A 12,369-nucleotide genomic window follows, 5' to 3' on the forward strand; every position below is an offset into this window, starting at 1 on the left:
TTCTCGGTCTGAGCCATATCACCTTCATCGTGCAGAACCTCGACCGTATGGAAGAAATACTCACAACAGTGTTGGGGGCTCGGCGTTTCTACGACAGCGACACGCAGACTTTTTCCCTGTCGCCCGAACGGTTTTTCATGATCGGTGGAAGCGACGGTCAGGCGCCAATCTGGGTCGCAACCATGCGGGGAGACACGATCTTACCCAGAAGTTACAACCACACTGCATTCCGCATTAGAGATGTTCACTATCAACACTACAAAGACAGAGTAGAACATCTTGGGCTTGTCGTACGAGAAGGGCGTCAACGGAATGCGGCCGAGGGTAGATCACTCTATTTCTATGATGACGATAACCATCTGTTCGAGCTGCATACCGGGTCACTCAGCGAACGAATGCGGTTGTATCTTGGAGACTATGATCCCACCATCATATCCAGCGCCGATCATAGCCGGGGGAGTACTACGCCCTGATGGCGGATTTCTGAGACGGTCCGTTGCACTTGACTCGCGTGGTCTCATTGGCTGCGTCTAGCTCGTCGATGCTTTGTTGCGTATTGACGAGCTTCTCTGCTTGTCAGAGCAAGCATCAACAAGATATCCAGAGAGAAGCCTACGAGGTTTGTTTCTAGATGGATCTCCATGCCGCCGCTGAGGGTCGCGGAGATCTGCACAATAATCGCTAGAGTGCTGAGTATCATTGCGATAAGACGCGATTTATTACCCCCGCGAAAGATAAAAAACGCTAACAGCAGCTCTACTGTGGCAAAGAGAAAAACAATAATCGCTATTACGGTAAGAACAACACCCGGCAGGTCTGCCACAGTGGGCTCATCGATAAGGTCTGCAAAAATTGCCCCCTGGGGGTTTGAAATAACCAGGCTGAGTGCGAGAAAAAGAGCCGCAATACCACGCAACGCCACAACGGTGGCACCAAAAGTCGTACTGGCCGGACGTCGGTTTTTGCGCTGATCAAGGCTGGGTAGGGTGCTTTCCTGAGGAACGACCTCACGCAGATCCACGATAGGGAGATCCCCGTCTGTCACAACGTTGTCTCCCCCACCGTTTCTTGAGTGGTATCCGGTTGAGAAATCTCTAATGGTATCCACCGTTATCGCAGGCAACGCCCGAGTGAGTCCTTCCAGCATAAAATCCCGCTCAGCATCAATATCGGGGGAGATTTTGTGGGTTATTTGTAACGTAAAGAGAGAGAGTCCCACGGCGCGGTCGTAGGACCCGGCAGCCAGCCAATCGACGCCCGTGCCACCGGGTAGTAACCATCCCGGGGGGCACTGCCAAAAACGGATGTGGTGGCGTTTACCGGGGCTACCGTTAACCTCTTGCTCAAAAGAAAAGTCCTGTTTTCGACCGAAAAGAAAGAGCGGACTCACGGGAGCCTGATCATAGCTTCTGCGGAAAAGGGTTGCGGCTGCGATACGAATACTTGATCTCCAGGTGAGATCGTCGGCGAGTGTCCACCCGGCGCTCTGCATCGCCGAAAGAACCTGTTTTTCTGAACCACGGAGAGCCACATTAACCGGATCACCAACAAGTCCATCACTGGTACGAGCCCGGCCAAAAAAATAATTTGGGAGATAGATTTTTGTGAGAATTTTGTGGATTCTCGGCAGCACAAAATAGGCCAAGATAACCCAAAAAATAATAAGAAACCAGATGCGACTCCAGTTGAGGCTTTCTTGAAAAAGCACAACGGCTAACCAGATGGACGCGGCCCCGCTAAAGATAAAGAATCCGCTATCGATCGCGGTCTCCTGATCGACGCCCGGCAAAAAGGAATCACGCGACAGCGGTTTCTTGGCCATGATGAAACCCTATAGCACTCGAACTCTCCCGTGTGCTAGCCGAGCAAAACTCTATGGGAGCAGGGGAAAGTTCGATGGGAGCAGCGCAACCCAACAACTGCCCCGCGCTGAAGAGTTAGGTTCCAGTGGTCATTGCAACACCTGACGCATATCTGGAGAGGCAATGGGCCAACGGGCAGGCCCCGATACACTGCGGACCAGAAGGCTGAGTTCTTCGCACTGTTTGAAGAACGTCAAGACAACTCTGAAACGGCTAGACGGCTAGAACTTAACAAGAACGCAACATACCGGTGGTTACGGCAAGACTCGCCACTTCCAGAACCGCCGCTACTTCGCGGACTACTGCAGGATCGTACACTGCACCGCTGGTATAACTACCTACGCACTGACCAGACGGTCACGGTTGGTTGCCCCAAATATGAAAAGCTCCAACAAACCCTTCACCCGTAGCGGCGCGTCGGAAAACAACGAGGCTCAGGCCACGCCCAAATCCCACAAGAAAATCGAAATTTGCGGCCCCTTTGCCCTCTTATGTACAAGAGAAATTTTCTGGCCCTGGTCGCCGGAGCAGATCAGCCTTACGCTACGGGTGGACTATCGTACAGGTCCAGGGATGCGCAACGATCTACCAGACACTCTATGTTCAAGGGCGAGGCCAGTCACACCGTGAGGCAGTATTTCCCGAAACGCACGGACTTCTCTACTCACAGCCCTGAAGAACTTGCCCGAGTTGCCCAGTAACTCGGGCACCGGGCCTCGTAAAACACTGGGTTGGGACGCCTCGCTCCAAAAGGCTCGACGCACTCACCCATGTAGCATCCAAGAACTTTGTCGTGAGCATTCTGTGCCAGAATGTCGTCATGCGTTACCTACTCATAGAGGATCACGAAATCCCCACCAGAGCACCGTTGAAGATTCAGCCCGGTGAAGAAGTCTCGATTGGTAAACGCGACACCGAATGGCCAGCTTTCGTATTCGTCACTACCCCTACTGGAACTGGTTGGGTGCCTGCACGGCATATCGACACGCATGGGTCTCTGGGAACCGTGCTAGTTGCATACGACACCACTGAGCTTCCTGCTTCCGCTGGAGAAACGGTCGAGGTGCTTTCAGACGATCCCGAGAGTGGGTGGGCCTGGTGTCGGAATCGATCAGGTCTTGAAGGATGGGTGCCTCACCGTGTCCTGCGAGCCATCTAGTCAAAAAGAAGCGGCCCCGTTCACCGCATTGGTGAGCGGGGCCGCTTCTGTCATGCTCGGAGTTCTACGGCTTTGCGACAATCACTGGAACCTACCAGGAGCTATCTTTTGTGCGGGGCTAATTGTTATGGATACGGGTGGGCGTTAAATAACCGCGCCCTAGTCTAGGCGACGGGAACCACCGTTGACTCCGGTACTTTGCGAGCGCTACGGGTGAGCACCAGGTAGAGAGCAGCGGTGAAAAGGAACCCGACCAGCCAGGCGATATCAATGTTTTGAAGCGGTGCGGCAAGCGGGCCCGTGTAAAGTGGGGTGACCATAAAGGGTGCCTGAGCAACAAGCCCAATACCGTAGCTGGTGAGACCAACCTTGTTCCACCTGCCGTAGCGTCCACCGTCACGTGCAAAAAGATCGGCAATCACATACTCCCCCTTCTGCACGATAAAGTAGTCGACCAGGTTGATCGCGGACCATGGGATAAGAACGTACAGCAGCAGGGTGAGAAAACTCTCGAACACCGTCATGAAATCGCCCTGACCCATGATCGCGATAAACGTGGCAAGGGCACCGGCCAGGATGGTGGTCCACACACGGGTGGCAGAGGTGATCACCATTCGAAAGTTTGACTGCATAACCGTGAGCGCGTTCATCACGGCCGAGTAGAGTTCAACGCCATTGATGAGCGCGGAGCTGACCGCAAAGATAATGAGCACGAGTAGACCGAGCGGCCCGAGGAAATCTCCGAGCGCGGCCAGCGGGTTATCGGGATTTGCTGCGCCGAGGAGGACCCCGAGCGTCATCACAAAGACGGAACTCCCCACAAGACCGAGATAGGTTCCCCAGAATGCTGCTTTGGGGCCTGTGTCTTTGGGGAGGTAGCGAGTGTAGTCGGAGACGTAGGGAGCGTAGGCAAGCTGCCACACAATACCGATGGCAAGCATGGCAAAGAACCCCTCAAACGTAAACATGGCGTCGGCTCGCTGCGAGGTAACTTCGGGTTTAGTCCAGAAGATTATCATCGACACGGTTACCGCCAGAGCGATGATGATTGATAACCACGCCATTGTTCTACTGAGCAACTCATAACCAAAAACACACAGCGCCACTCCGACGAGCGAGAAGAGAAGGATGGCCAGGGTGCCGTTAAATTCGGGAAACACCGCGAGCAGCGCCTCTTTGGCGACAATAAGAATGCTGGCAAAAAATCCCATGAACATAATGAAGGCGATGAGCGCAAAAAGGCTAGCACCGAGATAACCAAATTGTGCACGAGCCTGTAGCATCTGTGGGATACCCAGGTGCGGTCCCTGCGAAGCGTGGAGCGCCGAACCAAACGCGCCGATGAGGTTTCCCGTGAGGATCGCGATAATACTCCAGGTGATGGGGAGACCGTAAGATCCGCTTGCCACGGCCCCCGTTACCACGGTGAGGGGCATCATATTGAGACTGACCCAGATGGCGGCAAGTGACCAGTTTGTGCCCGTCCGCTCGCTCTCCGGGATGGGCAGAATGTGTTGCTGCTCAAACTTTTTAAACGTCTGAGTAACGACGGGGGGTTCGTGTGTCATGTGTCTCTCCTTTGAGTGGTACCGCTGAAGAAAGCGGTTTCAGGACCGTGATCAGCGGTCTGCGGCAATATTAACCAAATTATGAGTAAAACTCGCGGAATAGCGAACAGTCTTTTTCTATTCTCTGGATCGTTTTAACCGAATGGAAGCTAACCCGAGTGAGAATTTTTATGGGAAGGTACTGAAATGGCCTTTATGCTACTTCAAGAGCCGCAAATCGCAACGGGAGCCCGCCAAAGGCCCTCCACCCGCGCACACGCTCGTAGGGGTCATCCTTGGGTGTGTCCTTTGTAACGAATTATTGTCGGTGTTACTCCCCCTGGAAGGAGCGCAGGAGCCGCCAGCTAGAAGGGCGTCCCACCCCACAAAATCACCTTCTACGAACCTATTCGCAAATAACGAGCCCGAAAAAATCTAGTGAATTTTTATTATTCTCCCTGCTAACCTTCAGCATAAATTGCAATACTTTATATCCTGTGGCATGGGGAGCCACAGTCGAAATCGGGTGTTATCACAGCGCCTCCGCTCGGGCCTGCTAAGAGACTGTGCTAGCACTTCTCAGCGCCCTGAGCACCGAGGTGCTTCATCGGGGTCGCTTCGTACATGCGATTTATACGCCTTCGAATAGTACGTACTGTGCTGCTTGAACGTAACGACCCGCGCCCGAGTCGAGCACAGAAATATTAGGGGATATACAATGCAAACAACAGTACAGGTTCGGGATAACGTGGATCAGATCACCCGGGCAAAAATGAGGGCGCTGGCACTTCAGAACTTTCCAAAGGGCGACACGCCGATTCCGGCTCGCTCAGCGGTGGGAATGGAGAGCATTCTTCCCAGCAAGGCCCCCCAACAGAGTCGATGGAAAAAGTTTCTTCGGTTTTAGGGAGAGTGGCAGGCAGAGCCTGGGCGGATACGTTTACGTGTCAATTTCTAGGACGTATCTCCTGTGTCTGTATATAGCAGAGATACACCCTAGCTCCAGCAGTCGAGAAGGTGACACACTACGGAACGCTGACGCTCAAACGTGCATAACCAATTCAGAAAGCCATGCAGCTTATCCCCTAAGCCAAAACCGAGGGTTCAGAAGAGTTAAGAACAGATTCAAGCAGAACCTGGGACAAAAGCCATCGTGTCTACGACGTGCCTGGTTCTCTGGAACTAAGAGTTATAAACACCAAAGCCACCCGAATCCCCTTTATCTATAAGGACTCGAGCGGCTTAGAGTCGGGGTGACAGGATTTGAACCTGCGACCTCGTCGTCCCGAACGACGCGCGCTACCAAGCTGCGCCACACCCCGCATAACCTTGCGGCCTTCACCAGCTTAGTGCATTCTTGAGCGGGCCAAGAAATTATCCCGAGCTTGAAGCAAAATAATAAGAGAGAGTCGAAGCGGCTCCGTGCTTCTCCAAAGAGTAATTACGTGCAATCATCGGAGTATGTCCCACACACAGTCGAAAAATCAGCACTACGCTCGGCTTCGTTTTGTTGCCATGCTGGTGGTGGGTATTACCGCGGGAGGAGTGCTCACTCTCTGTGGCCTCGGGCAGTATGCGGCCCTCGGCGGGTGGTGCGCGGCCTGTGGAGTATATCTGCTCTGGGTCTGGGTCGTCATTGGGGCAATTCCTCCCGAAAGAACCGCTGCTCACGCCACCAGGGAAGACCCGTCTCGTACAATGAGCGATTTTCTTCTCGTATGTGCGAGCCTGGCGAGCCTGGTGGTTGTGGGGGTTGTGCTCTCTCAGGCATCCTCACGAAGCGATTCAGAGGGAATCGTTTTGACGGTTCTCAGTGTCGCTAGCGTAATCTTTTCCTGGCTGCTTGTACACACCCTCTTCACACTGCGCTATGCAGTGCTGTACTTCTCTATTCCCAGAAACGCGATACCGTCCCCCGGGGCTATCGATTTTAATCAGGAGGAGCCTCCACGCTATACAGACTTTGCCTATCTGGCGTTCACTATCGGTATGACCTTTCAGGTCTCCGACACCAGTCTGCGCTCTCCTCGGATACGGGCCACCGCTCTTAAACACGCTCTCCTGTCGTATCTTTTTGGCGCGGTTATTCTTGCTACCATGGTCAATCTCATTGCCGGGCTCGTCTCCTAACAATCTCATTGAGCTAGAACCACGCCACTCGCGACAACAGCGATTGCCCAAGAAACGTAATTTTTCTATGGAATAATGGTTGAGATGTCCACCAAGCCTCGACTCATAGCCTTTGATCTCGACGATACCCTTGCTCAGTCCAAGTCGCCCGTCAGTCCCATTATTGCTGACCTCCTCAGGCAGCTCCTGCGCAATCACGAGGTGTGTGTTATCTCCGGGGGCAACTATCCCCAATTTGAGTCGCAACTGCTCGGAAGCCTCGATAATCTGGATGATGAACTTCTGAGCAAGCTTCATCTGATGCCCACCTGTGGCACACAGTATTACCGTTACACCGGTGGTGAGTGGTCACAAATATATGAGGAAAGACTCAGCCCGGAAGAGGCCTCAGCCGCAACCAGAGCTTTGGAGGTCTCTGCTCGTGAACTAGGCTTTTGGGAAGCGCGCACCTGGGGAACCGTGATTGAGGACCGGGGATCGCAGATCACGTTCTCCGCTCTCGGTCAGCAGGCGCCGATTGAGGCTAAAAAGCTGTGGGACGCTGACGGACGCAAAAAGGCACGGCTCCGTGATCGGGTGGCCGAGGCTCTTCCCGAGCTTGAGGTACGCTCCGGCGGATCAACCTCCATTGATATCACCCGCAAGGGGATTGACAAGGCCTACGGTATCCGTCGCCTTGTTGAGCACAGCGGAATCGGCCTGGAGGATATTCTTTTTGTAGGGGATCGTCTCGATGAAGGTGGCAATGACTATCCCGTTCTTGCCCTGGGCGTGTTGTGCCACGCTGTCGAGGGTTGGGAAGACACCGCTCAGTTTTTGAGTGACTACCTTGCCAACGATCTCGTGCCCGAACGCGTGGGTCCAAGCGCACCTGACCTCGTATAGCACGGTCAGTCTAAACCGAAAGCTTCCCTCCGCTCTCCTGTAAGTAACACGCCGCACAGAGAGACTCGTAGCTCACTTGCACCCCGTCGATAGCCACCTGGTCACCGTCGAAAACAAAGCGATCCCCGATTCGCCGACCGTTAAACACAGCTTTGCGTCCGCAGCGACAAATCGTTTTTAGCTCTTCCAGGGAGTGCGCGATCTCAAGTAGGCGCCGACTGCCCGGGAAAGCGACCGTTTGAAAGTCGGTTCGGATTCCGTAGGTCATCACGGGAACGTCATCAAGTATCGCGATTCGTAAAAGGTCGTCAACCTGCTCGTTTGTGAGAAACTGTGCCTCGTCAATCAACAGGCAACTCACGTCTCTGCCGAATGCCCGCCGGGATACCTCTCTGTGCTCCTGAAATACCTCACGCACGCCGAAGTCTGCGTCCAGAAGAAAGTCGACCCGTCTCTCAACTCCCAGACGTGAAACAATATTTTCTTCGGCTTTGGTGTCGATCAAGGGTTTTGCGAGCAGAACACGATGTCCCCGCTCCTCGTAGTTAAAGGCCGCCTGCAGAAGCGCGGTGCTCTTACCGGAATTCATCGCTCCATAACGAAAATAAAGTTTAGCCACGGGTTTTCCTTACTACTCGTTGATCCCGAGCACCGCGGCGGTTCGGGCAAGAGACTCAGCGGTTTTATCGGGGCTATCAGAAAGCTTGGTACCAAAACTCGGAATCATTCGTGTGAGCTGCGGACGCCACCCCTCAAATTGCTGGGGGAAGCAGCGCTCTAATACCTCAAGCATGATTGGTGCAGCGGTAGAGGCTCCGGGTGATGCCCCGAGCAGTCCGGCAATGCTACCGTCGGCAGAAGTGACCACCTCGGTGCCCATCTGGAGGACCCCTCCATGTTTGGGGTCTTTCTTCATGACCTGGACACGCTGGCCCGCCGTAATGAGATACCAATCCCTGTCACGGGCGGTGGGCATAAATTCGCGCAGAGCCCGCATTTTTTTGCGGCGTCCCGCGAGAACCTCACTTATCAGGTAGCGGACAAGACTGAAGTTGTCTCGCGCAACCGCCAGCATGGGCCACAGGTTGTGTATACGAACGGAGCGGGGAAGGTCAAACCACGATCCCTTTTTGAGAAATTTAGGGCTGAACCCCGCGTAGGGACCAAAAAGCAGGCTAGTGTTACCATCAACGACCCTGGTATCCAGGTGGGGAACCGACATGGGCGGGGCACCAACCGCCGCCTTACCATATACCTTAGCCTGGTGTTGGGCAACAATCTCGGGATTATCGCAGCGCATGAACTGACCGCTGATGGGAAATCCGCCAAAACCCCTGATCTCGGGAATACCCGACGATTGCAGAAGAGGCAGGGCCCCTCCCCCTGCACCGACAAAAACAAACTTGGCGTTGACGATGCTCTTGGTGCGCCCCACCTCGCTCAACAGGTGCACATCCCAGGTTCCATCGCTTCTGCGCCTGAGCTTTCGCACGGTGTGCTCGGTTTCCACCGAGGCACCGGTCCGGGTCATTGACTCAAACATCTGGTGAGTGAGCGCACCAAAGTCCACATCCGTTCCAGCCGGTATGCGGGTGGCTGCAATCGGGGTTCCTTTTTTACGCTGATCAATGAGCAACGGTGCCCATTCCGCAATAACCCAGGGGTCCTCTGAGTATTCAATTCCAGCAAAAAGCGGTAGGTTTTTGAGGGCTTCAAAGCGTGTCTTGAGATAGGACACGTTGGCTTCTCCCTGCACAAAAGTCATGTGGGGAACGGGGTTAATAAAAGTATCGGGCTCGCTCACGATGCCCTCTTCGACGAGTGATGCCCACAGCTGACGGCTGACCTGAAACTGCTCGTTAATACTCACCGCTTTAGCCGGATCGACACTACCATCTGCCCCTTCGGGCATGTAGTTCAACTCACACAAAGCGGCATGACCGGTTCCCGCGTTGTTCCAAGCGTTGGAGCTTTCCCGCGCCACATCAGCAAGTTTTTCATAGACACGGATCGTCCACTCCGGCTGAAGTCGCTGTAGCAGTGTACCGAGGGTGGCGCTCATGATTCCGGCACCGATGAGGACAACGTCAACCGTCTTTGTATTACTCACCCGTCCAGCTTAGTAGGGTGTTGCAGCACTCAGCATAACCGAGCGCGACAAAGCACCCACTATGCAGGGGTGCCCGCTCGGAACGCCTCTCGTTGAGCATCAGCAAGGCTGCCCAGTTGTGCATCAATCACGGTGCTGAAACCGAGGCGCTGAGCCTCATTTTTTCGCTGTTGCGCGGCGGTAACCTCTCGAACCTCCCCGGCAAGGCTAATCTCGCCAAAAGCCGCCAGACTGTGATCAATTGGAGTGTCCCGTGCCGCCGAAGCAATTGCGAGCGCTATAGCCAGGTCGGCGGAGGGTTCAGTGAGCCTCACCCCGCCCACGGTGGAGACATAAACGTCTTTAGAGCCGAGCGACACTCCGGCGCGGCGCTCGAGAACCGCGAGGATCATGGCTACCCGCGCCGAGTCGACCCCGCTTGTAACCCGGCGCGGATTGGGCGCGGATGCCTCTACCACCAGCGCTTGAACCTCGACAGGAAGGGCACGACGACCCTCCAGAGCCACCGTGACACAGGTGCCACTCACGGAGGTTTCGGAGCGACTCAGAAAAAGCCCGCTGGGATCCGACACCTCTGCGATACCCCCACCCGTCATCTCAAAACACCCCACCTCGTCTGTGGGGCCAAAACGATTTTTAATAGCACGAATAAAGCGCAGGGAGCTGCGACGATCACCCTCAAAATGGCACACCACGTCTACCAGGTGCTCAAGCAGGCGGGGGCCAGCTATGCTGCCGTCTTTGGTAACATGGCCCACAAGAATAACAGGGAGATCTTGCCTTTTGGCCAGGCGAATCAGGGTACCCGCCACCTCTCTGACCTGGCTGGGTCCTCCGGCAATGCCCTCGACCGAGTCGCTGGCTATTGTCTGCACGGAATCTACGATAAGAAGTTGCGGCTGAACCGCATCACACTGACCGAGAACCCTGGAGAGAGCAGTCTCAGCAGCTAAAAAGAGGTTGTCCGTCAGGGCCCGGGTGCGTTCGGCACGGACCCTCACCTGGGCCACGGACTCCTCTGCACTGACGTATAAAACCCGGTTACCACCCCGAGCAATTGTTGCGGCAACCTCAAGGAGCAGCGTGGATTTACCCACCCCGGGTTCGCCCGAAAGCAGCACTGCCGCACCCGGGACAAGACCACCCCCGAGCACACGGTCGAACTCCGCAATACCGCTTGTGGAGCGATCTGTAGCAACGGTGGATGTTTGGGTGATGGGCCGAGCGATCTCGTCTGCGCTAAGAGCAGCAACCGCACGAGGTCCGAGAGAACCCGGCTCTTCTAGGGAGTCGACAACCGTTCCCCACTGCTGACACTCTCCGCAGCGCCCCACCCATTTGGGAGCCTGCCAGCCACACTCGGTACAGCGAAATAATGAAGAAGCCTTTGCCATGTCAGTAAGACTACCGACCACGTCTGACACCCGCAGATCTGACGGGGTAATCCGTGACGAGGATGCCGGTTAGTAACCGGAGGCTACGAATCGCAGTATAACGGTCGATATGGCAAAAACTCTACCGAGGGTTCCACCCCAGTTCTGGGGCTATCTCCTCTGCGACAGTGCGCAAGACCCGTCGATGCGCTTCAATTCCACCCGGTGCGGGCAGGGTGATAATAAGGGTATCCGCCTCGGCGATTGTAGTATCCGCGGCAAGCGAATCGACGATAGCGTCAGATGACCCCGTATGAAGCCTACTAAAGCGCATGTTCAGGGAGGGGTCGTGTGGTCTCCCATCGGGGCGCATCCGCTCCTTATAGCTCTTGATGTATCCCGCGTGTGCATCGCTGTCTTCCTGATTCGCCGTGGGAAGCACTATTCGGCCGACAGCAACCCGCCCCCTGCGTCTGTTTCCCGCCTCCGAAGCTGCAAACGCCTCACGGTAGGCACGCACATGTTCAGTCTGACGAACCTCCAGAACATCCTCGCCACCCTCCGTTATTAGAGTGGAAACGTGCAGGTCAAATCCCTGCTCTCCGGAGCGTATTGAGCTGCCTAGAGAACCTGCACCGTACCAAAGGCGTTCGGCCAGGTCCGGGTTTTCCGGGGTCACATGAAGATCCGTCTCTGGTGGAACGCTCATAAACCCTTGACCGCTATGAGCCACGGGGTACCCTTCAAGGGCCCTACGCAGACGTTCGATGCGATACTGGGACTCTTCGCTCAAACTTCGATCGCTCTCCCCAAAAACCGGGTCAAGGATCGATGCGAGGCCACCGATACCCGTGCTCAGTCCAAGTTCTAGACGTCCTCCAATAAGCAGATCAACGGTTGCGGCGTCCTCAGCCAGCCGGATGGGATCCTCATAGCGCGCGGGAATCACCCCCGTCCCCAGGGCAATGCTGTGAGTACGCTGCCCGACGGCAGAAAGAAAAGTCATCGGACTTGATAGATAGGGTTCAAAATGACGAACACGCACCCATCCCGATTGATAGCCCAGCTCCTCGGCAAACTGAAAAAGCTCCACTCCCTCTCGGAGCGCCCGTCCGGCCCCAAGAGGCCCATAATCATTGGGGACAAAAGAAAGAAAACCTAATTTTAGGCGCTGCACGGTCATAACTATGACGCTAGCGAATTCACCAACAGAAGATGCCAATACGTCAGAATATTTCATGTAGCATTTTATGACGCGCGCCCCTCGATTGGCATTCATCGCTCATATCGCATAAAATCGTTC

10 protein-coding genes and 1 tRNA gene are annotated in these 12,369 nt (G+C 54.9%); 4 read left to right on the forward strand and 7 right to left on the reverse strand.

What is annotated here, in order from left to right:
* Positions 1-517: 517 nt before the first annotated feature.
* Complete coding sequence (locus tag FrondiHNR_RS09995; RefSeq protein ID WP_279352628.1) at positions 518-1,822, reverse strand: LssY C-terminal domain-containing protein; 1,305 nt, start codon at positions 1,820-1,822, stop codon at positions 518-520.
* An 860-nt stretch (positions 1,823-2,682) separates the two neighbouring features.
* Between FrondiHNR_RS09995 and FrondiHNR_RS10000 the strand changes: the two genes are divergently transcribed.
* Positions 2,683-3,021, forward strand: coding sequence for an SH3 domain-containing protein (locus FrondiHNR_RS10000; protein ID WP_279352629.1), 339 nt, complete (start codon positions 2,683-2,685; stop codon positions 3,019-3,021).
* 164 nt (positions 3,022-3,185) lie between these two features.
* Here FrondiHNR_RS10000 and FrondiHNR_RS10005 read toward each other — a convergent pair whose 3' ends face one another.
* Positions 3,186-4,589, reverse strand: a complete 1,404-nt coding sequence (locus FrondiHNR_RS10005) for a cytosine permease (RefSeq protein WP_279352630.1) — start codon at positions 4,587-4,589, stop codon at positions 3,186-3,188.
* 697 nt (positions 4,590-5,286) lie between these two features.
* Between FrondiHNR_RS10005 and FrondiHNR_RS10010 the strand changes: the two genes are divergently transcribed.
* Positions 5,287-5,475, forward strand: coding sequence for a hypothetical protein (locus FrondiHNR_RS10010; protein ID WP_279352631.1), 189 nt, complete (start codon positions 5,287-5,289; stop codon positions 5,473-5,475).
* A 341-nt stretch (positions 5,476-5,816) separates the two neighbouring features.
* On the opposite strand, the gene FrondiHNR_RS10015 is transcribed toward FrondiHNR_RS10010, so the two are convergent.
* Positions 5,817-5,890: transfer RNA gene (locus FrondiHNR_RS10015), tRNA-Pro, on the reverse strand.
* A gap of 139 nt (positions 5,891-6,029) precedes the next feature.
* On the opposite strand from FrondiHNR_RS10015, the gene FrondiHNR_RS10020 reads away from it, so the two are divergent.
* Together FrondiHNR_RS10020 and FrondiHNR_RS10025 are read left to right on the forward strand one after the other, a co-directional pair.
* A complete protein-coding gene (locus FrondiHNR_RS10020; protein ID WP_279352632.1) occupies positions 6,030-6,698 on the forward strand; it encodes a DUF1345 domain-containing protein in 669 nt (222 codons plus the stop codon).
* 84 nt (positions 6,699-6,782) lie between these two features.
* On the forward strand, positions 6,783-7,583 hold the full coding sequence (locus FrondiHNR_RS10025) for an HAD-IIB family hydrolase (RefSeq protein WP_279354531.1): 801 nt from the start codon (positions 6,783-6,785) through the stop codon (positions 7,581-7,583).
* Positions 7,584-7,593: 10 nt separating this feature from the next.
* On the opposite strand, the gene FrondiHNR_RS10030 is transcribed toward FrondiHNR_RS10025, so the two are convergent.
* From FrondiHNR_RS10030 to FrondiHNR_RS10045, 4 genes are all read right to left on the reverse strand, one after another.
* Positions 7,594-8,202 carry a thymidine kinase gene (locus tag FrondiHNR_RS10030; RefSeq protein WP_279352633.1) on the reverse strand — a complete coding sequence of 203 codons (609 nt, stop codon included), beginning with the start codon at positions 8,200-8,202 and terminating at the stop codon, positions 7,594-7,596.
* A gap of 12 nt (positions 8,203-8,214) precedes the next feature.
* On the reverse strand, positions 8,215-9,693 hold the full coding sequence (locus FrondiHNR_RS10035) for a malate:quinone oxidoreductase (protein ID WP_279352634.1): 1,479 nt from the start codon (positions 9,691-9,693) through the stop codon (positions 8,215-8,217).
* A gap of 59 nt (positions 9,694-9,752) precedes the next feature.
* Positions 9,753-11,087, reverse strand: coding sequence for a DNA repair protein RadA (radA, locus tag FrondiHNR_RS10040; RefSeq protein ID WP_279352635.1), 1,335 nt, complete (start codon positions 11,085-11,087; stop codon positions 9,753-9,755).
* Positions 11,088-11,208: 121 nt separating this feature from the next.
* Positions 11,209-12,306 carry an LLM class flavin-dependent oxidoreductase gene (locus tag FrondiHNR_RS10045; protein WP_279352636.1) on the reverse strand — a complete coding sequence of 366 codons (1,098 nt, stop codon included), beginning with the start codon at positions 12,304-12,306 and terminating at the stop codon, positions 11,209-11,211.
* Positions 12,307-12,369: the final 63 nt, after the last annotated feature.

The organism is Lysinibacter sp. HNR, assembly GCF_029760935.1.
In the GTDB taxonomy this organism is placed as follows: Bacteria; Actinomycetota; Actinomycetes; order Actinomycetales; family Microbacteriaceae; genus HNR.